Here is a 19,663-nt window from a genome sequence, read left to right on the forward strand (position 1 = left end):
GCCGCCATGCTGACTGAAATCGCGCTCGTCATCGTCCTTTCGCTGTTCAACGGCTTCTTTGCGCTCTCCGAAATGGCGCTGGTGGCCTCGCGCAAGTCCCGCCTCAAGCACATGGCACGCAGCAGCCGGCGCGCCCGCATGGCGTTGCGGCATGCGGAGGCGCCGGAGCGTTTCCTGTCGACCGTGCAGGTGGGCATGACCCTGGTGATCCTGATCACCGGCGCCCTGGCCGGCGACGTGCTGGGCGACCATATCGCCACCATGATCCATGGCGGCCGGGCGGCCTGGATGGAGCCTTACGCCAAGGTGATCGGCTTCGTCATCGGCTTCACCATGATCTCCTACATCCAGATCGTGGTCGGCGAGCTGGTGCCCAAGCGTCTGGCGCTGTCCTCACCCGAGGTGATCTCGGGCTACGTGGCGATGCCGATGCTGGTGCTGTCGCGCGCGGCCACCCCCTTCGTCTGGCTGCTCAATTTCTCCAGTGGTGTGCTGCTGCGCATGCTGAACGTGCGTGGGCGCGGCAGCGATGTGGCCTCCGAAGAGGAAATCCGCCTGCTGGTGGCCGAAAGCGCCGAGCACGGCGTGCTCGATCGCGACGAACACAATATGGTCAACCGCGTGCTGCGCCTGGGCGACCGCACCGTGGACAGCGTGATGACCCCGCGCACGCGCATCGTCTGGCTGAACCAGGCCGCCAGTTACGAGGAAAACGCCGAGATCCTGCGCAGCACGCCCTACTCCCGCTACCCGGTCTATCGCGGCGACGAGAGCGACATCCTTGGCGTGGTGGAAGTAAAGCGACTCCTGCGCGGCTTTGCCGAAGGCAAGCCCGACCTTTTTGGCCAGCTGTCCAAGCCGCTGTACGTGCCGGCGACGGCGCGCGCGCTCGACCTGCTGGAAGAGTTCCGCGACGCGGAAACGCAGCTGGCCCTGGTGGTCGACGAATACGGCGACATCGTCGGCCTGGTGACGCTCAACGATCTGCTCGCCGCCATCGTGGGCGCGACCCAGCTCGGCAGCAGCGGCCCGGAGGAATCCCAACCCATCGTGCAACGCGAGGACGGCAGCTGGCTGATCGATGGCTCCTTGTCGACCGACGATCTGCGCGAGCTGCTGCACGTGGATTCGCTGCCGGGTGAAGAAGAGCACGAGTACCGCACCGCCGCCGGCATGGTGATGGCCGCGCTCGGCCATATTCCGCAAACCGGCGAAGTGTTCGAGTGGCGCGGCTTCCGCGTGGAAGTGGTGGACCTGGACGGCGCTCGCATCGACAAGCTGCTGATCACGCCGGTGGCTGGCGTGGATGTGGACGAGGATGGGTTCTGACCCGCCCCCCATCACCCTGCCTTGGTGTAGGAGCGCACCCTGTGCGCGAAAAGCCTACGGAGCGGTGACGGCGAGACGCTGATCGCGCACAGGGTGCGCTCCTGCCGAGCGAAGGGCGTCAGCCCTTTGGACCCTTGAGCTTGTCGTTCGCAATCTGTGCCATCCGCTGCGCATCGGCAAAAATCCCATGCATCACGCGCAGCTCGCGTTCGTCCATCTGGGCGCGCTGAAACAGCTTGCGCAGACGCAGCATGATGGTGGTCGGCGCGCGGCCCTTGTGGAAGTCGATGTCATCCAGCATCTGGCCGAGGTGCTCGTAGAAACGCTCCATCTGGGCGGCATCGGCCGGCAGCTCGGCATCCGCGCGAACCGGGGCTGCCACCTCGCCCAAGGAGGCGACGCGCAGCTCGTACGCCATCACCTGAACCGCCTGCGAGAGATTCAGTGAGCTGAAATCGTCCACGCTGGGGATGCGCACCATGGCGTGGCAACGGGCCAGTTCCTCGTTCTCCAGGCCGGTACGCTCGTTGCCGAAGACCAGGGCCACCTGCTCGCCGCGCGCCGCCGCTGCCAGCGCGCGGCTGGCGGCCTCGCGGGGCGTGATTTCTTCCAGGTCCACGCCACGACGCCGGGCCGACAGGCCCAGGGCGAGGCTGGTGCCCGCCAAGGCATCGACCAGGCCCTCGTGGATGCCGGCGCCTTCCAGCACGTCATCGGCGCCAGCGGCCAGCGCCGAGGCCTCCCGATCGGGGAAGCGGGCCGGCGACACCAGGGCCATGCGACTGAAGCCCATGGTGCGCATGGCCCGCGCCGAGCTGCCGATATTGCCCGGATGCGAGGTGCGCACCAGCACGTAGCGGATGCGGTCGGCAAGGTCGTTGGGGGTGGTCATGGGCTGGCAAATCGCGGCAAAACGGGCGCAAAGCTTGGAAACTGTAGGCCGGTCTGTCAAACGGTTGCCAGCCGGCCGGCCCCGGGCTGCCTGCCCGCAGGCGCCTTCTCTGCTAAACTTCGCCGCCGAAAACCCCGTTCTTTTGCAAAGTCGAAGCCATGCCCAGACCCGCCGTCAACGTCGCGGTGCGCGCCGCGCGCTCCGCAGGAAACATCATCCTGCGTTATATGAACCGTATCGACGGCCTCAATGTCGTCGAAAAGCAACGCATGGACTTCGCCTCGGAAGTCGACAAGCTGGCCGAAGCCGAGATCATCAAGGAACTCAAGCGCGCCTACCCGACGCATGCCTTCCTCGCCGAGGAGAGCGGCAGCATGGGCAAGGGTCCGCTGGTGTGGGTGATCGATCCGCTCGATGGCACCCACAACTACCTGCGCGGCATCCCCCACTTCTGCGTGTCGATCGCCCTGCTCGACAAGGGCGAGCCGGTCTATGCCGTGGTGTTCGACCCGCTGCGCGACGAACTGTTCACCGCCAGCAAGGGTGACGGCGCCTATCTCAACGACCGCCGCATGCGCGTCAGCAAGCGCGAGAACCTGGGCGGCGCGATGATTGCCACCGGCTTCCCTTACCGTCAGCGCACGCATCTGGAACCGCAGCTGGACATGACGCGCGCCATCCTCGGCCAGGCCGAAGATATTCGTCGCTCCGGCTCGGCAGCATTGGACCTGGCCTATACGGCTGCCGGCCGCTACGACGGCTTTTTCGAGATCGGCCTCAAGCCGTGGGATATGGCTGCCGGCGTGCTGCTGGTGCGCGAAGCAGGCGGCCGCTATTGCGATTTCGCCGGCCGTGACGGCATTCCTGAAAGCGGCAACATCGTCGCTGGCAACCTGCACATTGCCCAGGCCATGGTCGATGCGTTCAGCGCGAACGCCACCCCGGCGCTGTTGAAGGCCTGAGAACTATCGACGGATGGTAGGAAGGCGCCCACCAGGGCGCCTTTTTTGTGGGTCCAGCCAGCTCTTTATCCATGTAGGAGCGAACCCAGTGCGCGACCGCGGCGGTACGGCGTCACCGCTGCGTAGGCTTTTCGCGCACTGGGTGCGCTCCTACCGAGAAAGCTTAGGCGCCCGGCTCGGTTTCGCGCAGGAAAACACGCAGGAATGGCACGGTGATGCGTCGCTGCGCGGCGAGCGAGGCCTGGTCGAGGCGGTCGAGCAGATCGAGCAGCGCCCCGAGATCTCGCGCATAGCGATTGAACAGCCAGTCCAGCACCGTGTCGTCCAGCTCGATGCCGCGAGAGGCCGCCTGCTGCCGCAGCACGTCGCGGCGCTCAGCATCATCCAGTGGCTTGAGCAGGGCCTGCTGGCAGGCACCCAGGCGCGAACGCAGGTCCGGCAAACCCAGTCCAAGCTGCGCCGGCAAGGCTTCGGCAGCAAACAGCAGCGCCGCGCCTTCGGCCTTGGCGCGGTTGTAAACATCGAACAGGGCGTGTTCGGCGTCGCGATCGCCCACGATGGCGCCGAGATCATCCAGCGCCAGGAACTCGCTGCCAGCCACGCCACGGATGGCAGCCGCCTTGTCGCGCAAGCTGGCCAGCGGCAGGTATTGCACCGTGCGTCCACCCTCGACGGCCGCCTGGCAGGCAGCCATCAGCAAATGGCTTTTGCCACTGCCGACCGGACCACAAAGGTAAAGCCACGGTGTGCCCGGCGTGCGCGCCAGCTGCTCCACCGCAGCGAGCGTCGCGGCGTTGGCGCCGGGATGGAAATGTTCGAAGCGCTGGCGGCGTGGCCAGCGCAGGGCGAGCGGCAACTGCGGAATCATCTTTGCGGTACTACGTCCTTATCGCCGGCGTGGCGGACGACCGTGCTGGTCTGCACCGTGCCATCGGGCGTGTCGACCGTGACATCCACCTCGGTGCGCAACGGATCGCCACGGCCATCCTGCATGTACAGATCACTTTGCCGGTAACGCTCGCCCAGGTAACGCAACAGCACCAGGATCACCGATGCCGCGGGCAAGGCCAGCAGGACGCCGAGGAAGCCGGCGAGGTAGCCGCCCGCAAGCACCGCGAAGATCACCGCCACCGGGTGCAGGCCGATCTTTTCACCCACCAGTCGCGGCACCAGCACATAGCCTTCCAGCAGCTGGCCGGCCGTGAAGATCCCGATCACGATCAGTACATGATTCCAGTCACCGTACTGCACCACGGCGGCAATCAGCGCCGAGCCAAAGCCGACGATGAAACCCAGGTACGGCACGAAGCTGAGCAGGCCGGCGACCATGCCAATCAGCGGGCCCACCGACAGCCCCATGATGGTCAGCGACGCACCGTAGAAAATGCCCAGCGCCAGCATCACCAGCAGCTGTCCACGCACGAAGGCGCCCAGCACGCTGTCGGCTTCCCGCGCCAGCTGGCGGATAGTCGGCTCGATCGAGCGCGGCAGCATGCGATCGATCCAGGTCACCAGGCGATCCCAGTCGCGCAATAGATAAAACGCGACCACCGGGATCAACACCAGGTTGGTCAGCCACATCACCACGCCCACGCTCGAGCGGGAGATCTTGCCGAGCACGCTGGACGCCACCCCGCCAATCGAACCGATATGGTCCTTGAGCTGGGTCATCAGGCGATCGGTGTCGAAGGCGCCGGGATCCAGGTGCAAGGTGGCCTGCAGCCACGGCAGCGCCGTGCCGCGGACCCAGTCCACGTAGCGCGGCAGGTTCTGCACCAGGTTGTCGACCTGGCGCGAGATCAAGGGAATCAGCAGCAGCAACGCACCGACGGTTAACAGCAGCAAGCCGGTGAACACGATGCTCACGGCCAGGGTGCGCCCCATGCGCAGGCGCTGCAGGCGATCGGCCAGCGGGTTGCCCATGTAGGCCAACATGGCGGCGAACGCAAACGGCATCAGCACCGGCGCCAGCAGCCAGAACACGTAGAGGATGACCGCGCTGATCGCGAACATCTGCCAGCGGCGGGAGGTGTCATGAGTCATCGACATGGCTCATCCAGTGAGGTTAGGCAGTTTGACCCATGCCGGCAGGCATCGCCAGCACGACACCGCATGGCGACAGGCGCGGTGCTGGGTAGGCTCAGTGCACCCAGCGCAAACTGGCATCGGCCTCGCTGTGCGAGTCGCCACGCAGCAATCGCCCGCCCGCGGCGAGGCTGTTGGACAGCGCATCCATCGGCAGGCTGGCCTTGACGGCGAACAACATGCCATCGCCTTGCGCGCTCATCGTGGTTACCTGGCGCACGGCCGGGTCGGCGCGCAGCGTGGCCAGCAGATTCGCGTAATCCATCGCCGAATTGATGCCCGAGATCCACAGCTTGCCGTCGATATTGGCCGAGCCAATCACATTGAGCTGCTTGGCCAGGCGATCGGCCAGGCCGTTGCCGGCGTCCGTGAGGACCGCGGCCGCGTTCGCGCCGTCGTTGTTCCAGCGCTGCTGCGGACCGCCGGATACCAGCACCCAGTCACCGCTGTTGCCGTGCACCTGGCCCAGCAGGATCAAGCCCGTCTTGTACTGCCTGGCCAGCGCGGCCACCTGCTCGGGGTCGGCGCTGGTGAGATTCGGCGTGTCGCCGGTCTTGGCGGGATCCGCCAGCACCGTGCTGTAGCCGCGCGCCGCGATCGCCTGGGTCAGTGCGGCCAGGGCGTCCTTGTTCAGCACGCTACCGTCCTCGTCGCGCACCACCAGCAGCACGGGCGGCTTGGACCCGGCACTGGCGACGCCCATCTGGGCCACGGCCCGCTGGACCGCGGCTTGATCGAAGGTCACCTGCAAGGCCAGCCCGGTCGCGGCGCGCTGATACTGGAACTGCTTGACGATGCCGGCAGCCCCCTTGAGCACGTCGGCATAACCCGGCTTGCTGCTCAGGTCCTGCCCTCCGGAAGTCCGCGCCAGCACCTGGGCCAGGGCATCGCTGAAGGCGTTGTTCCTCGCCGCATCGCTGGTATCGGCCACCGAGACCACCACCGTATAAGGTGACACCTGCTCTTGCGCATGCGCGGACAGCAGCGGGGCAAGTCCAAGCATCAGACAGACGAGCAACAGACGGGACAGGCGCATGGGGTGGGAGAATCCGGAGGGGAACGCCGGGAAGTCTGCCCAATCCGGCCCGCAGCGTCCATCGGAAACGGCCCCAGATCGGCACCAGACCTCAGTTATGCGCGCTCCCGTCGAGCAGCGGGCAGGCCCTCGCCTTCACTGCTACAATTTGACGTTTCTCCACGCCGGGTTGCCCCCATGTCCGACGCCCTTACCTACCGCGCCGCTGGCGTCGATATCGACGCGGGCAATGCCGTGGTCGAACGCATCAAACCGCTGGTCAAGCGCACCTTCCGTCCCGAAGTGATGGGGGGATTGGGCGGCTTCGGCGGCCTGTTCGACCTGTCCGGTCGCTTCAAGGAGCCGGTACTGGTCTCGGGCACCGATGGCGTGGGCACCAAGCTCAAGCTCGCCCAGCAGCTGGGTCGCCACGACACCATCGGCATCGACCTGGTCGGCATGTGCGTCAACGACGTGCTGGTGCAGGGCGCCGAGCCGCTGTTCTTCCTCGACTACTTCGCCACCGGCAAGCTGGACGTGGACACCACGGTCGCCGTCGTTGGCGGCATCGCCAAGGGTTGCGAGCTGGCCGGTTGCGCCTTGATCGGCGGCGAAACGGCGGAAATGCCGGACATGTACCCGCCGGGCGAATACGACCTGGCCGGCTTCACCGTCGGCGCGGTGGAGAAGTCCGCCCTGCTCAGCGGCGAAGGCATCGTGGCCGGTGACGTGATCCTGGGCGTGGCCTCGTCCGGCCCGCATTCCAATGGCTACTCGCTGATCCGCAAGATCGTCGAGCGTGCAGGAAGCCCGTTGGAGCTCGACCTCGGCGGCGTCAGCCTGGCCGACGCGTTGATGGCGCCGACCACGATCTATGTGAAGGCGATGCTGGATCTGTTGAAGAACCAGACCGTGCACGGCATGGCCCACATCACCGGTGGTGGCCTGAAGGAAAACATCATCCGCGTGGTGCCTGAAGGCCTGGGCATTGCGCTCGATGCGTCCACCATCGTGCTGCCGCCGGTGTTCGACTGGCTGATGCGCGAGGGCAAGGTGGCGCGCGAGGAAATGTGGCGCACGTTCAACTGCGGCGTCGGCTTCACCATCATCCTGCCGCGCGACGCCGTCAGTGCCGCCTCGGCCTTGCTGGCCAAGCATGGCCTGGCCAGCTCGGTGATCGGCGAAGTCGTGCCTGCGCAGGGCGAAGAGCGCGTACACATCGGTTGATCGCCGTGCCTTCGTCGCCTCTTCGCGTCGCCGTGCTCGCCTCCGGGCGCGGCAGCAATCTGCAGGCCTTGATCGCTGCCCGCGAGGCGGGCGAGCTGCCGGTCGACTTCGTCATGGTCGGCAGCGACAAGGCCAAGGCCGGCGCCCTGCAACTGGCCGAAACCGCGGGCATCCCCACCTTCACGCTCGATCCCAAGCGCTACGCGCATCGGCGCGACTTCGATGCCGACCTGTTTGCGCAACTCGATGCCAGCGGTGCGCAGGTGCTGGTGCTGGCGGGTTTCATGCGCATCATCGATGGCGAAACGCTGAAGCCCTGGGTCGGACGCACGATCAATGTCCATCCCTCCCTGCTGCCCAAGTACCGCGGCCTGCACACGCACCGCCGGGCGCTGGACGCCGGCGATGCAGAACATGGTGCCAGCGTGCACTACGTCACGTCGGAACTGGACGGCGGCCCGGTGATTGCGCAGGCACGCATCGCCATCCAGCCCGGTGACGACGAGCACCGCCTGGCGGAGCGCCTGCTGGTCCACGAGCACCAGTTGCTGCCCGCCGTGCTGCGCTTGATCGCACAGGGGCGTCTGGCCCTGACGCAGCGCGGTATTGTCGAACGGGACGGCCAGCCCCTGCAGGCGCCGCTGCAACTGCGAGACGGCGATTTGGTTGACTGAGTCCGCGCCGGCTCTCTACAACCCGTTCAGGATGGGTGCGTAGACTTCGGACCTCATGACCAAGCCAACCTCCATCCGCTCGATCGCCGCCGGCCTGGTGCTGGCGCTCTCCACCTCCGCTGCCCTGGCCGCCACGCCCACGCCGTTCACCGCGACCTACCAGGTATCGCAGGGCGGACAGGTGATGGGCGAAGCCGTGGTGACGCTCAAGCCGGTCGGCAACGGCCTGTGGGAATACAGCAACCAGACCCACGGCACCTCGGGCCTCGCCGCCGCACTGGGCGCCAATTCCACCGAAACGACCCGTTTCCGCTGGAACAACAACGCGCCGGAAACCGTGATCTACGACTACCACATGGATGCCGCGATCAAGAGCAAGCAGCGCCATATGGAAGTGAACTGGACCAGCAATCAGGTCAGCGTGGACGAAGGCAAGGGACCGATGACCTACCCCAGCGTGCCGGGCATGGTCGACCGCAATACCGCACCGCTGGCCATCGGTATGGCGCTGCGCGGGGGACAACAGATGGTCGCGCTACCTGTGGCGGTCAAACGCAACGTGGAGAACCAGCAGTTCAAGGTCGCCGGCAAGGACAGCGTCAGCGTACCCGCCGGCAACTTCCAGGCCGAACGCGTCGTGCGCAGCGACAGCGACAAAGCTTTCAGCGCTTGGTACGCCCCGCAGAAGTATCCGGTGCCGGTGAAGCTGGCGCAGAGTGATGGTGGCAATCTGGAGTTGCAGTTGGTGAGTTACAAGAACGGCAACTGAGCACAACGCTTAGGCCAAGCCCGTCGCCCCTAGCTCGTCATCCCAGCGAAAGCTGGGATCCAGTGACTTTCGCTTTGACCAAGCGCCTCAAAGGCACTGGATCCCCGCGTTCGCGGGGATGACGGCAAAGAAAAAGGCCGCTTTCGCGGCCTTTTTTTACACTCGAAGACTGGCGCTTACGACGGCAGGCGGCGAATCTTCGCACCCAGCACGCCGAGCTTTTCCTCGATGTTCTCGTAACCGCGATCGATGTGATAGACGCGATCGACCGTGGTGTCGCCTTCGGCGACCAGGCCGGCCAGCACCAGGCAGGCCGAGGCGCGCAGGTCGGTGGCCATGATCGGCGCGCCGCTCATCTTCGCCACGCCCTTGATGATGGCGGTATTGCCTTCAAGGCGGATATCGGCGCCCAGGCGCTGCAGTTCCAGCGCGTGCATGAAGCGGTTCTCGAACACCGTTTCGGTGATCACGCCCACGCCCTCGGCCACGCAGTTGAGCGCAGTGAACTGCGCCTGCATGTCGGTGGGGAACGCCGGGTACGGCGCGGTGGTGATGTTGACGGCCTTCGGACGACGGCCGCGCATGTCCAGCTCGATCCAGTCGGCGCCGGTGGAGATGTGCGCACCGGCCTCTTCCAGCTTGGACAGCACCGCGTCCAGCGTATCGGCGCGGGCGTTGCGGGCGCGCACCTTGCCGCCGGTCATGGCCGCACCGACCAGGAAGGTGCCGGTTTCGATACGGTCGGGCAACACTTCGTACTCGGCGCCATGCAGGCGCTCGACGCCGTGGATGACCAGGGTGGACGTACCTGCGCCCTCGATCTGTGCGCCCATGGCGATCAGGCAGTGCGCCAGGTCGACCACTTCCGGTTCCTGCGCGGCGTTCTCGATCACCGTGGTGCCCTGGGCCAGGGCCGCCGCCATCATGATGTTCTCGGTACCGGTGACGGTGACCATGTCCATCGAGATGCGGGCGCCCTTCAGGCGCTTGGCCTTGGCCTTGATGTAGCCGTTTTCCACGATCACTTCGGCGCCCAGCGCCTGGAGGCCGCGAATATGCTGGTCGACCGGACGCGAACCGATCGCGCAGCCGCCCGGCAGCGAGACTTCCGCCTCGCCGAAGCGCGCCACCAGCGGGCCCAGCACCAGGATCGAGGCGCGCATGGTGCGCACCAGGTCGTACGGCGCGAAGCAGCGGTCGGTGGAGCGCGGGTCGACATGCATCTTCATGCGGTCGTCGAGCACCAGCTGGGTACCCATCTGGCCGAGCAGCTCGATGAAGGTGGTGACATCGTGCAGGTGGGGCACGTTGCTGATCGCCACCGGCTCATCGGCCAGCAGGCATGAAGCGAGAATCGGCAGCACGGCGTTCTTGGCGCCGGAAATGCCGACCTCACCGTGGAGCGGCTCGCCGCCACTGATCAGGATCTTGGCCATCGTAGTCCTTGCGAAAGTGCTTGGGAGTCACAGCGCAGCCCTCAACGGCGCGCCGCGACCTCCTCGGGAGTCAGGGTTTTCAAGGCAAGCGCATGAATCGCACCGCCCATGAGATCCCCCAGGGTGGCGTAAACCAGGCGGTGCCGTGCGAGCGGCAACTTGCCAGCGAACTGTGCAGCCACCACTTCAGCTTCGAAGTGCACGCCGTCTTCGCCATTCACGGCCGCCCGCGCACCGGGCAGGCCTTGTTCGATCATTGCCTGGATGGTGGCAGCGTCCATTGATTTGGTGGTTCCACTTGCAGAGGGTGGGTCAACGTCGTGGATTCGAAAGGCCGGTGAATCCAATGCCGTCGACTATGACGTTAAAATGCGAATATGCCATGTTAATGGAAAACCTCTGTCGCAGAAACGACACGCATAGGCGGCAGCCCCCGCACAGCGGCTGCAAGAAAACGCCAACGCCATGATTTAACGGAATATTTCAAGGTCACCACGAGCCTTTTGGCGGTGACAAAATTCCGGCACCAAGCCCGAGGATGCATGAACGCCCACATCGCCCCAGCCAGCCAGAACGCGATCGACGCCGAGACCATCGTGCGCAATGCCCGCACCGTGATCGCCACCGAAGCGGCGGCCATCCGCGACCTGGAGACCCGCATCGGCCCGGAGTTTGTCGAAGCCTGCCGTCTGATCATGGCTTGCGCCGGGCGCGTGGTGGTGACCGGCATGGGCAAGTCCGGCCATGTCGCGCGCAAGATCGCCGCCACCCTGGCTTCCACCGGCACGCCGGCCTTCTTCGTCCATCCGGGTGAGGCCAGCCATGGCGACCTGGGCATGATCCTGCCGCAGGACGTGGTGCTAGCCCTGTCGAACTCGGGCGAAACCGACGAAGTGCTGTTCATCCTGCCGGTGATCAAGCGCCAGGGCATTCCCTTGATCGCGATTACCGGCAATGCGAATTCGTCGCTGGCCGACGAGGCCAATGTGCATCTGGATGCCAGCATCGCCGCCGAAGCCTGCCCGCTGGGCCTTGCGCCCACCGCCAGCACCACGGCCGCCCTGGTGATGGGCGATGCGCTGGCCGTGGCCTTGCTGGAAGCACGCGGCTTCACCTCCGAAGATTTCGCCCGCTCGCACCCGGCCGGTAGTCTGGGCCGCCGTCTGCTGCTGCACATCAGCGACATCATGCACACCGGCGAAGGCATTCCGGCCGTGTCTCCCGAGGCCTCGCTGACCGAGGCGCTGATGGAAATGACGCGCAAGCGCCTGGGCATGACGGCGGTGATCGATGCCGACCGACACCTGCTTGGCGTGTTCACCGACGGCGACCTGCGCCGCGCCCTCGACGACGATGGCGTGGACCTGCGCGGATCCACGGTGGCCGCCCTGATGACGCGGGGCCCCAAGACCATCAGCGCCGACAAGCTGGCCATCGAAGCCGCACAATTGATGGAAAAGCATCAAATTCACGCCCTGCTCGTGGTCAACGACCAGCAGCAGGTGGTGGGTGCGCTGAACATTCACGATCTGCTCCGCGCCCGTGTGGTGTGATTTGACGGCTCAGGGACGAGGGATGCGTAGCGAGGGGCGTCACGGTGCACGCCTGCCCCCATTGGACGTTCATACTCGACCCCGTTCCGGTTTTCGCGCCCTCGCCGCTCATCCCTAGCCCCTCACAACGACGCCCCCACCCGTGCCCAGCTACCTCTCCGACATCCCCGCTGACGTACTCGCCCGCGCCGCCAAGGTCCGCCTCGTCGTCTTCGATGTGGACGGCACGCTGACCGACGGTCGCCTGTGGTACGGCGAGGACGGTCATGAAACCAAGGTGTTCCATGTGCACGACGGCCTGGGCCTCAAGCGCCTGCTGGCCAATGGCGTGCAGGTGGCGATCATGTCGGCGCGTATCAGCCATCCGGTCGCCTTGCGCGCCGAAGAGCTGGACATTGCCCATGTCTACCAGGGCCAGTCCGACAAGCGCGCCTGCCTGGACCAGTTGATGGAGGCGCTGTCGCTGACGCCGGGACAAGTGGCCTTCGTCGGCGACGACCTGCCCGACCTGCCGCCCATGCGCATCGTCGGCCTGGCCGTGGCCGTCGCCAACGCCCATCCGTGGATCCTCGAGCAGGCCCACTGGCATACCCGGCTCCACGGCGGTCTTGGCGCGGCACGCGAAATCAGCGACATGATCCTGCACGCCCAAGGCAAGTCGGCCGCCGAGCGGGAGCGCTGGCAGTGAATCTGCGTAGATACCTGCGCGACCGGGGCGTACCGGTGGCGATCGTGTTGATTGGCCTGGCGACCGGCGCCGCCCAGATGCTGTACTGGTGGCTGGCGCCTACGCCGAAGGAAAGCGACTTCGTGGGCCCACCGCGCTCGGGTTACGTGCTGACCAACTTCAAGCTGTGGGCCTTCGACGTCGACGGCCTGCCCAGCTTCCGCATGGTCGCGCCCCACCTGGAGCGGCGCGAGAACGACGAATCGCTGTACATCAATACGCCGAATTTCGAGATGCCCTCCAACCAGCCGGGCGTACCCCCCTGGCTGGGCAACTCGCTGTACGCCTGGGTCGACAAGAGCGGGACGCTGCTGAAACTCAATGGTCCGGTGTTCATGCACCGCGCCGCCTTTGCCGATACGGCCGCGGCGGAAATGCATACCTCGGACGTCACCGCCTGGCCCAAGGAGAACCGCATGGAGACGGCAGCTCCCGCACATATGGTGCAGGGCGACAGTAAACTTAGCGGGGTTGGCATGCGTGCCAACCTCAACACCAATCATCTGGAGCTGCTCGATGAAAGCCACGGCACGTACCCGCCGCGCAAACTCAGGTCCCAAGCTGGGGCTCAGCCTGCTGTGCCTGCTGGGGCTGCTCATCCTGCAGCCGGCCCTGGCCAAGCAGGATGACCGCAGCCAGCCGATGAACTTCGCCTCCAAGACGGTGGACGGCTTCAACCAGCCCAACACCATCACCACCCTCACCGGCAATGTGGTGGCCACCCAGGGCACCATGAAGGTCACCGGCGACGTCGCGAAGTTGTACCTGGACGCCGATACGCAGATCGCGCGCATCCTGGTCACCGGCAAGATGGCGCATATCGAGCAGTTGGACGACGCCGGCAACCTGATGCAGGGCGACGCCGACACGCTCGACTATGACAATGTCAACGGCATCGCCGTGCTGATCGGCAACGCCGTGGTGCGTCAGCAGGGCCGTGGCGAGTTCCATGGCGACAAGCTCACCTACAACACCAATACCGCGCTGATCACCGGCCAGGCCGGCGGCGACGGCCTGGTGCATGGCGTGATCCTGCCCAAGGCGAAACCCGGCGCACCCGCTGCAACGCCCGCCAAGCCGGCACCGGCGCCCGCTTCAACCGCGCCGACCAAGCCGGCGACCCAGCCGACCGGGAACCCGTAATCGATGCTTTCTGCTGAAGGTCTACAAAAGAGTTTCAAGGCGCGCCAGGTCGTGCGCGACTTCGCCTTCTCGATTCGGGAGGGCGAAGTGGTCGGCCTGCTCGGCCCCAACGGCGCCGGCAAGACCACCTGTTTCTACATGGTGGTCGGCCTGATCGAGGCCGATGCTGGCGTCATCAAGCTCGACAAGCAGGACATCACCGGCCTGCCCATGCATTCACGCGCGAAGCTAGGCATCGGCTACCTGCCACAGGAAGCCTCGGTGTTCCGTCGACTCAGTGTCGCCGACAACATCATGGCCGTGCTGGAGCTGCGTGAAGGCTGGGATGAAAAGCGTCGCACCACCGAGCTGGAAAGCCTGCTGGACGAATTGAAGATCGCGCACATCGCCGACCAGAAAGGCATCAGCCTCTCCGGTGGCGAACGTCGCCGCGTGGAGATTGCCCGCGCCCTCGCCGCCCATCCGCGCTATATGCTGCTGGATGAACCGTTTGCCGGCGTCGACCCCATTTCGGTGGGCGAGATCCAGCGCATTGTGCGCCATCTCAAGGAGCGCGGCATCGGCGTGCTGATCACCGATCACAACGTGCGTGAAACCCTCGGCATCTGCGACCGCGCCTACATCCTCAACGATGGCGAAGTGCTCTCGCGCGGCACGCCGGCGCATATCTTGGCCGACGAGAAGGTGCGCGAGGTCTACCTGGGTCGTGAGTTCCGCCTGTAACAGCTCGGCGACAGCTCTAAATCAGAGGTAGTACACGATTCCGCCTTTGACCTATGGCCGACCCTGGGCACAGGCGTTAGGATGACCCGGAAGTTCATCCGACCCAGCTGGCATGAAACCCGGACTGCAGTTTCGACTCAATCAGCAGCTCACCCTGACGCCGCAGTTGCAGCAGGCCATCCGCCTACTGCAACTGTCGCAGCTAGAGCTGGAGGCCGAGCTGCGGCAAATCGCAGAGGGCAACCCGTTGCTCGAGTTTTCCGAGGACAACCCGGAAGACGTCGATGGCGACGAGCGCGAGGTCGTCGATCTCCTGCCGGCCAGCAGCCCCAGCACCTCCAGCAATGACACCGTGGACGATGCCGAAGCGCCGGAATGGAGCGACGGCGATGGTGGCGGCGAAGATCCCATCGACTTCTCCAGCAGCGGCAGCGCCACGCGCAACAACAGCAATCCCGATGACGACGGTTTCGAGCCGCAAAGTGCCGCAGCGGAGACCCTGCAGGAACACCTGCTGTGGCAGCTCAACCTCACGCATATGAGCGCGCGCGAGCGCACCATTGCCACGGTGCTGATCGATGCGCTGAACCCCGATGGCTACCTCATCGAAAGCATGGAGTCGCTGATTGGCGCCTTGCCGCCGGATCTGAAGGCCAGCGCGGCGGAAGTGGAGAACGTGCGGCGTACGCTGCAACGCTTCGATCCCACCGGCGTGGCCAGCCTGGATTTGCGCGACTGCCTGCGTGTCCAGCTCGAACAATTCGACGCCGACCTGCCCCAGCGCGAACTGGCGCTGCGCATCGTCGACAGCGAGCTTGAGCTGCTTGCCCGCAACGACATCGCCCGACTCGCGCGCAAGCTGCGCGCCAGCGAGGACGACACCGCGGCAGCCGCCGTGCTGATCCGCAGTCTCGATCCACGGCCCGGCGCCGCGCTGGACGTGACGCCGGTGGAGTACGTGGCACCCGATGTATATGCACGCAAGGAAGCCGGACGCTGGCGCGTCAGCCTCAATCCCGACTGCCAGCCGCGGCTGGGACTGAACCAGCATTATTGCGGCCTGATCGCGCAGGCGCGCGGCACCGATGCCAGCTGGATGCGTGGCCAGCTGCAAGAGGCCCGCTGGCTGATCAAGAGCCTGGAATCGCGTGCGGAAACGCTGATCAAGGTGGCCGAGGCAATCGTGCGCCGGCAAAGCGCCTTCCTCGACTACGGCCCTGAAGCGATGCATCCACTGGTGCTGCGTGAAGTGGCCGAGGAAGTGGGCATGCACGAGTCGACCATCTCGCGTGTGACCACGCGCAAATACATCCATACGCCGCGCGGTACTTTCGAACTGAAACACTTTTTCTCCAGCGGCGTGTCCACCGAAGACGGCGGCAGCGCCTCGGCCACCGCCATCCAGGCCATGCTGCGCAAGCTGATCGATGCTGAAGATCCGCGCAAGCCGCTGTCCGATCAGGCCATTGCCGAGGAGCTGCACCGCAAGGGCATTCAGGTGGCGCGGCGCACTGTCGCCAAATACCGCGAGGGCATGCGCATCCCCAGTTCCAGCGAGCGGCAGCGGGCCAGTTGATACCTCTGCGGCAAAGCGTCCCGGGAACTTGCCGGGATAAAAGACGTCCCCATTAAAGGAGAGAGTCCCGCCGGAGGAAAACCTGTCATGTCTAACTCGTAAAGGTCCGCATAACGCGGGCTTTGCAGCAGAAGTGCATAGTGAATGCCCTGCCTTGGCGAGGAGACGGGAATCCCCCTATGGAGCACCCCGGTCATTGAAGCTTTGTTTGAAGGTGTGTCGGCCACGGTCCCGCGACCGGCGCATCGACCCCAGCCGCGACCAGCGGCAAGTACCAGAGGAGGCGCAACATGCAAGTTCAACTCAGCGGTCAGCAGATCGAAGTCACTCAGGCTCTTCGGGATCATGTGAACAGCCGGCTCGACCGCCTTACCCGCCTCGACGACAAAATCCTCAGCCTCAGCATCGTGCTTTCAGTGAACAAGCTGCAGCAACGCGCCGAAGGTACGGTCTATGTCTCGGGCGCCAGCCTGCATGCCGAAGCCCTTGAAGCCGACATGTACGTCTCCATCGATATTCTGTTCGACAAGCTGGTCACCCAGCTGCGCAAGCATCGCGAAAAAATCTGCGACAAGCACCAGCGCGCCGTGCGCGAAGAGCGCCAATACGGCTGACCTGTTGCCCGGCCCGCCCCGCTCCGGGGCGGGCCATATCCCCCACATGGAACCTAACCCAAGCACCTTCTCCCCGGAGGGGAGAAGGAGCAACGAGCTCGGCGCTCAGTTGTCGCGCTGTAGCAAGCACCCGCCCTTTACCCCCTTTTCGGGGCTCATCCCAGCCTTCTCCCGAAAGGGGAGAAGGAGCTAGAGCGTGGGAAGGCGCCATTTGGTGCGAACTGGCACAATGCCCGGGTAGCCGCCAGGGTCCATGCAGGTCCCGCCACGCGGCGCAAAGGACCTGGATTGGATCGCCTTACCGCACGGCAACTCTACGATGGCGTTCACGAGCGCATGGCGCTGCGCTGGGTGTCCGGCATGCGCGGCGAATCGCGCGTACTGGAACACGGTGCCACCACCACCCGCCGGCCCTCGCTGATCGGCTACCTCAACGTCATTTACCCGAACAAGATCCAGATCATCGGCACGGAGGAGCTGAACTTCCTCGACGGCCTGGATGCGCGCCAGCGCTGGGAAACGCTCAACAAGATCTCCGCCTACCAGCCGGTCGCCATCATCGTGACCAAGGATCAGGCGATTCCCTCCGACTTGCGTGAGGTCGCCGAGCAGACCAATACGCCACTGTGGATCAGCTCCAAGCGCGGCCACGAGCTGCTGACCTGGATGCAGTACTACCTGGCACGCCTGCTCGCGCCCAAGATCACCCTGCATGGCGTGTTTCTCGAGGTGTACTCCATCGGCGTGCTGATCACCGGCGAATCGGGCTCGGGCAAGAGCGAGCTGGCGCTGGAACTGATCAGCCGCGGTCACCGCCTGGTGGCCGATGACGCCACTGAATTCACCTTGATTGCACCGGACGTGATCGACGGTACCTGTCCCGAATTGCTGCAGGACCTGCTGGAAGTGCGCGGCCTGGGCGTGCTCAACGTGCGCGAAATGTTCGGCCACACCGCGGTCAAACCCTCCAAATACATTCGCCTGGTGGTGCACCTGAAGCCGCTGCGCGAAGGCGAGGATACCGACGGCCTTACCCGTCTCACCGGCGACATCGGCCACCGCGATATCCTCGAAGTGAAGGTGCCGATGATCACCATACCGGTGGCACCGGGCCGCAACCTGGCCGTGCTGGTGGAAGCCGCCGTGCGCAACCATATGCTCAAGAGCAAGGGCATCGACCCGGCCCAGACCTTCATTGATCGCCAGGCGCACCAGATGCGCCGGCTACCCCCGTGGTGAACGCATGAGCGACACGACAACCGGCCGAACCATCCACCAGCCCGACACGATCCACCTGATCGTGCTCTCCGGCATGTCCGGCGGCGGCAAGACCGTGGCTCTGCGCGCGCTGGAGGACCTGGAGTTCTACTGCGTCGACAACCTGCCGACTGCCCTGCTGCCGCAGTTGGTGGCCGCGGTAAGCCGTGGCATGAGCGACAAGCGCCGCAACGTCGCCGTAGGCGTGGACGTGCGCAACCGCGAGGAAGACCTCAAGCGGATGCCCGAGATGTTGTCGGAACTGGCGGCGGAAGGCGTCGATGCACACCTGATCTTCCTCGATTGTCGCGACGAGGTATTGATCAAGCGCTATTCCGAAACGCGCCGACGCCACCCGCTTTCGTGGCGCGGATTGTCCTTGGCCGACTCCATCGCCGAGGAACGACGCGTGCTGCGCTCGCTTTCGTCGATTGCCGACAAGGTGATCGACTCCAGCGACATGAACGTGCACCAGCTGCGCCGGCTGATCGCCACCGGCTATGCGGAGGCGACCGAAGGGCTCACCCTGATGTTCCAGTCGTTCGCGTTCCGCCGCGGCCTGCCGCTGGACGCTGATTTCGTGTTCGACGCGCGCTGCCTGCCGAATCCGCACTGGGACCCCAAGCTGCGGCCGCTTTCAGGCAAGGACGCGCAGGTCCGCGACTACCTGGAAGCGCAACCGCTGGTGGCCGAATATTTCGCCGACACGGCACGCTGGCTGGATGCCTGGCTGCCGCGGTTCGAGGCAGACGATCGCAGCTATGTCACCATATCCATCGGTTGCACCGGTGGTCGCCACCGCTCGGTCTACCTGGTGGAAAAGCTGGCGGCCCACTATCGCGCGCAGCGTAACGGCGTGCTCACCTTCCATCGCGAACTCGAGTGATTGCCATGCTGTCCAAATTCACTGAGCGGAACGGCACGCCGTCATGAGCGTCGGCGTATTGCTGATGACCCACGAGGCGGTCGGCAAGGCCTTGATCCTGGCCGCCCATCACGTGATTCCGAAGCTGCCCTTGCGGGTGGAAGCGGTGGAAGTGCCCGCGCAGTCCGATCCGGATGTCATGCGAACACTCACCGCCAAGCATGCCCGGGCCCTCGATGAAGGCGACGGCGTGCTCGTACTGGCCGACCTGTACGGCGCCACGCCCTGCAATATCGGGCTGTCGCTGGGCGCGCTGGGCGTGCGTTTGCGCTGTGTGTCGGGGCTCAACCTCCCGATGCTGCTGCGCGTGCTCAACTATGCAGACAAACCATTAGACGAACTGGCGGAAATCGCCGCCAGCGGTGGACGCGGGGGAATCCTGATCGATCATGCTTGAACAAGACATCGTAGTTTCCAACAAGCTCGGCCTGCATGCCCGTGCCTCGGCCAAGCTGGTGCAACTGGTGCAGGGCTTCAAATCCACGGTCTGGCTGGTCAGCAAGGGGCGCGAAGTCAACGCGCAGAGCATCATGGGCGTCATGATGCTGGCAGCCGGCATCGGCACGCAGCTGACCGTCCGCGCGGATGGGCCGGATGAGGAATCCGCCATCCATGCCGTGGTCGCCCTGTTCGACCGCAAATTCGACGAAGGAGCCTGAGTGCGGAAAGTCATCGCCCGAGCCCAGCGCCAGGAGGCCGTTGCCACGGCCCCATGCCTGGTGGCGCGCCACTTTTCCGGGTCGGGAGAGCCGGGAT

The 19,663-nt window shown here is 65.2% G+C and carries 22 protein-coding genes; 16 read left to right on the forward strand and 6 right to left on the reverse strand.

The genetic code is table 11. The annotated features are described in order from the left end of the window. The first annotated feature begins 6 nt into the window (after positions 1 to 6). A complete protein-coding gene (locus OUZ49_RS06930) occupies positions 7 to 1,329 on the forward strand; it encodes a hemolysin family protein (RefSeq protein WP_266149447.1) in 1,323 nt (440 codons plus the stop codon). Positions 1,330 to 1,447: 118 nt separating this feature from the next. Here the strand turns inward: OUZ49_RS06930 and OUZ49_RS06935 are convergent, their stop codons facing one another. After that, positions 1,448 to 2,221, reverse strand: coding sequence for an RNA methyltransferase (locus OUZ49_RS06935; protein WP_266149449.1), 774 nt, complete (start codon positions 2,219 to 2,221; stop codon positions 1,448 to 1,450). Positions 2,222 to 2,379: 158 nt separating this feature from the next. Between OUZ49_RS06935 and OUZ49_RS06940 the strand changes: the two genes are divergently transcribed. Beyond that, positions 2,380 to 3,183: an inositol monophosphatase family protein gene (locus OUZ49_RS06940; RefSeq protein WP_266149451.1), complete on the forward strand. Its 804-nt coding sequence runs from the start codon at positions 2,380 to 2,382 to the stop codon at positions 3,181 to 3,183. Between the two features lie 163 nt (positions 3,184 to 3,346). Here OUZ49_RS06940 and hda read toward each other — a convergent pair whose 3' ends face one another. The 3 genes from hda to OUZ49_RS06955 form a co-directional block, all read right to left on the reverse strand. Next, complete coding sequence (gene hda, locus OUZ49_RS06945) at positions 3,347 to 4,051, reverse strand: DnaA regulatory inactivator Hda (protein ID WP_266149453.1); 705 nt, start codon at positions 4,049 to 4,051, stop codon at positions 3,347 to 3,349. Then, entirely contained in the window at positions 4,048 to 5,232 is a 1,185-nt protein-coding gene (locus OUZ49_RS06950; RefSeq protein WP_380003576.1) for an AI-2E family transporter, read from the reverse strand. The genes hda and OUZ49_RS06950 overlap by 4 nt, the downstream gene beginning before the upstream one ends. Before the next feature lie 91 nt (positions 5,233 to 5,323). Further along, on the reverse strand, positions 5,324 to 6,304 hold the full coding sequence (locus OUZ49_RS06955) for a DUF2066 domain-containing protein (RefSeq protein ID WP_266149455.1): 981 nt from the start codon (positions 6,302 to 6,304) through the stop codon (positions 5,324 to 5,326). Positions 6,305 to 6,481: 177 nt separating this feature from the next. Between OUZ49_RS06955 and purM the strand changes: the two genes are divergently transcribed. The 3 genes from purM to OUZ49_RS06970 are packed head-to-tail and all read left to right on the forward strand — an operon-like array spanning position 6,482 to position 8,953. Continuing rightward, on the forward strand, positions 6,482 to 7,510 hold the full coding sequence (gene purM / locus OUZ49_RS06960; protein WP_266149457.1) for a phosphoribosylformylglycinamidine cyclo-ligase: 1,029 nt from the start codon (positions 6,482 to 6,484) through the stop codon (positions 7,508 to 7,510). Beyond that, positions 7,510 to 8,184 carry a phosphoribosylglycinamide formyltransferase gene (purN, locus tag OUZ49_RS06965; RefSeq protein ID WP_266150032.1) on the forward strand — a complete coding sequence of 225 codons (675 nt, stop codon included), beginning with the start codon at positions 7,510 to 7,512 and terminating at the stop codon, positions 8,182 to 8,184. The genes purM and purN overlap by 1 nt, the downstream gene beginning before the upstream one ends. A gap of 55 nt (positions 8,185 to 8,239) precedes the next feature. Further along, positions 8,240 to 8,953, forward strand: a complete 714-nt coding sequence (locus tag OUZ49_RS06970) for a DUF3108 domain-containing protein (protein ID WP_266149459.1) — start codon at positions 8,240 to 8,242, stop codon at positions 8,951 to 8,953. A 176-nt stretch (positions 8,954 to 9,129) separates the two neighbouring features. Here OUZ49_RS06970 and murA read toward each other — a convergent pair whose 3' ends face one another. Next, complete coding sequence (gene murA, locus OUZ49_RS06975) at positions 9,130 to 10,389, reverse strand: UDP-N-acetylglucosamine 1-carboxyvinyltransferase (RefSeq protein WP_266149461.1); 1,260 nt, start codon at positions 10,387 to 10,389, stop codon at positions 9,130 to 9,132. A 41-nt stretch (positions 10,390 to 10,430) separates the two neighbouring features. Then, on the reverse strand, positions 10,431 to 10,670 hold the full coding sequence (locus tag OUZ49_RS06980; RefSeq protein WP_266149463.1) for a BolA family protein: 240 nt from the start codon (positions 10,668 to 10,670) through the stop codon (positions 10,431 to 10,433). 261 nt (positions 10,671 to 10,931) lie between these two features. Here OUZ49_RS06980 and OUZ49_RS06985 point away from each other — a divergent pair, with 261 nt between their 5' ends. From OUZ49_RS06985 to OUZ49_RS07035, 11 genes are all read left to right on the forward strand, one after another. Next, the gene (locus tag OUZ49_RS06985; protein WP_266149465.1) at positions 10,932 to 11,942 is read left to right on the forward strand and encodes a KpsF/GutQ family sugar-phosphate isomerase; all 1,011 of its coding nucleotides are present in this window, start codon (positions 10,932 to 10,934) and stop codon (positions 11,940 to 11,942) included. Positions 11,943 to 12,084: 142 nt separating this feature from the next. Beyond that, positions 12,085 to 12,630: a KdsC family phosphatase gene (locus OUZ49_RS06990; protein ID WP_266149467.1), complete on the forward strand. Its 546-nt coding sequence runs from the start codon at positions 12,085 to 12,087 to the stop codon at positions 12,628 to 12,630. Next, positions 12,627 to 13,298 carry an LPS export ABC transporter periplasmic protein LptC gene (lptC, locus tag OUZ49_RS06995; RefSeq protein ID WP_266149469.1) on the forward strand — a complete coding sequence of 224 codons (672 nt, stop codon included), beginning with the start codon at positions 12,627 to 12,629 and terminating at the stop codon, positions 13,296 to 13,298. Before OUZ49_RS06990 ends, lptC begins: the two co-directional genes overlap by 4 nt. Positions 13,299 to 13,311: 13 nt before the next feature. Further along, a complete protein-coding gene (lptA, locus tag OUZ49_RS07000) occupies positions 13,312 to 13,812 on the forward strand; it encodes a lipopolysaccharide transport periplasmic protein LptA (RefSeq protein WP_323134916.1) in 501 nt (166 codons plus the stop codon). A 3-nt stretch (positions 13,813 to 13,815) separates the two neighbouring features. Continuing rightward, positions 13,816 to 14,535 (forward strand): LPS export ABC transporter ATP-binding protein, encoded by a 720-nt coding sequence (lptB, locus tag OUZ49_RS07005; protein WP_266149472.1) that lies wholly within the window; start codon positions 13,816 to 13,818, stop codon positions 14,533 to 14,535. A gap of 112 nt (positions 14,536 to 14,647) precedes the next feature. Then, positions 14,648 to 16,111: an RNA polymerase factor sigma-54 gene (locus OUZ49_RS07010; RefSeq protein WP_266149474.1), complete on the forward strand. Its 1,464-nt coding sequence runs from the start codon at positions 14,648 to 14,650 to the stop codon at positions 16,109 to 16,111. A gap of 290 nt (positions 16,112 to 16,401) precedes the next feature. Next, entirely contained in the window at positions 16,402 to 16,725 is a 324-nt protein-coding gene (hpf, locus tag OUZ49_RS07015) for a ribosome hibernation-promoting factor, HPF/YfiA family (protein WP_266149476.1), read from the forward strand. Between the two features lie 288 nt (positions 16,726 to 17,013). Then, on the forward strand, positions 17,014 to 17,964 hold the full coding sequence (gene hprK, locus OUZ49_RS07020) for an HPr(Ser) kinase/phosphatase (protein WP_266149478.1): 951 nt from the start codon (positions 17,014 to 17,016) through the stop codon (positions 17,962 to 17,964). 4 nt (positions 17,965 to 17,968) lie between these two features. Continuing rightward, a complete protein-coding gene (gene rapZ / locus OUZ49_RS07025; protein WP_266149480.1) occupies positions 17,969 to 18,868 on the forward strand; it encodes an RNase adapter RapZ in 900 nt (299 codons plus the stop codon). Positions 18,869 to 18,911: 43 nt separating this feature from the next. After that, the gene (locus OUZ49_RS07030; protein WP_266149482.1) at positions 18,912 to 19,304 is read left to right on the forward strand and encodes a PTS sugar transporter subunit IIA; all 393 of its coding nucleotides are present in this window, start codon (positions 18,912 to 18,914) and stop codon (positions 19,302 to 19,304) included. After that, positions 19,297 to 19,566 carry an HPr family phosphocarrier protein gene (locus tag OUZ49_RS07035; RefSeq protein WP_266149484.1) on the forward strand — a complete coding sequence of 90 codons (270 nt, stop codon included), beginning with the start codon at positions 19,297 to 19,299 and terminating at the stop codon, positions 19,564 to 19,566. Before OUZ49_RS07030 ends, OUZ49_RS07035 begins: the two co-directional genes overlap by 8 nt. Positions 19,567 to 19,663 lie beyond the last annotated feature (97 nt).

Origin of the sequence: Dyella halodurans (assembly GCF_026283925.1) — a bacterium.
Lineage (GTDB): Bacteria > Pseudomonadota > Gammaproteobacteria > Xanthomonadales > Rhodanobacteraceae > Dyella > Dyella halodurans.

Bases quoted from the DNA above. Each gene is read 5' to 3' on its own strand.
- OUZ49_RS06930 (WP_266149447.1), top strand. From the start codon at position 7: ATGCTGACTGAAATCGCGCTCGTCATCGTCCTTTCGCTGTTCAACGGC.
- OUZ49_RS06935 (WP_266149449.1), bottom strand. From the start codon at position 2,221: ATGACCACCCCCAACGACCTTGCCGACCGCATCCGCTACGTGCTGGTG.
- OUZ49_RS06940 (WP_266149451.1), top strand. From the start codon at position 2,380: ATGCCCAGACCCGCCGTCAACGTCGCGGTGCGCGCCGCGCGCTCCGCA.
- hda (WP_266149453.1), bottom strand. From the start codon at position 4,051: ATGATTCCGCAGTTGCCGCTCGCCCTGCGCTGGCCACGCCGCCAGCGC.
- OUZ49_RS06950 (WP_380003576.1), bottom strand. From the start codon at position 5,232: ATGTCGATGACTCATGACACCTCCCGCCGCTGGCAGATGTTCGCGATC.
- OUZ49_RS06955 (WP_266149455.1), bottom strand. From the start codon at position 6,304: ATGCGCCTGTCCCGTCTGTTGCTCGTCTGTCTGATGCTTGGACTTGCC.
- purM (WP_266149457.1), top strand. From the start codon at position 6,482: ATGTCCGACGCCCTTACCTACCGCGCCGCTGGCGTCGATATCGACGCG.
- OUZ49_RS06970 (WP_266149459.1), top strand. From the start codon at position 8,240: ATGACCAAGCCAACCTCCATCCGCTCGATCGCCGCCGGCCTGGTGCTG.
- murA (WP_266149461.1), bottom strand. From the start codon at position 10,389: ATGGCCAAGATCCTGATCAGTGGCGGCGAGCCGCTCCACGGTGAGGTC.
- OUZ49_RS06980 (WP_266149463.1), bottom strand. From the start codon at position 10,670: ATGGACGCTGCCACCATCCAGGCAATGATCGAACAAGGCCTGCCCGGT.
- OUZ49_RS06985 (WP_266149465.1), top strand. From the start codon at position 10,932: ATGAACGCCCACATCGCCCCAGCCAGCCAGAACGCGATCGACGCCGAG.
- lptA (WP_323134916.1), top strand. From the start codon at position 13,312: ATGAACTTCGCCTCCAAGACGGTGGACGGCTTCAACCAGCCCAACACC.
- lptB (WP_266149472.1), top strand. From the start codon at position 13,816: ATGCTTTCTGCTGAAGGTCTACAAAAGAGTTTCAAGGCGCGCCAGGTC.
- OUZ49_RS07010 (WP_266149474.1), top strand. From the start codon at position 14,648: ATGAAACCCGGACTGCAGTTTCGACTCAATCAGCAGCTCACCCTGACG.
- hpf (WP_266149476.1), top strand. From the start codon at position 16,402: ATGCAAGTTCAACTCAGCGGTCAGCAGATCGAAGTCACTCAGGCTCTT.
- rapZ (WP_266149480.1), top strand. From the start codon at position 17,969: ATGAGCGACACGACAACCGGCCGAACCATCCACCAGCCCGACACGATC.
- OUZ49_RS07030 (WP_266149482.1), top strand. From the start codon at position 18,912: ATGAGCGTCGGCGTATTGCTGATGACCCACGAGGCGGTCGGCAAGGCC.
- OUZ49_RS07035 (WP_266149484.1), top strand. From the start codon at position 19,297: ATGCTTGAACAAGACATCGTAGTTTCCAACAAGCTCGGCCTGCATGCC.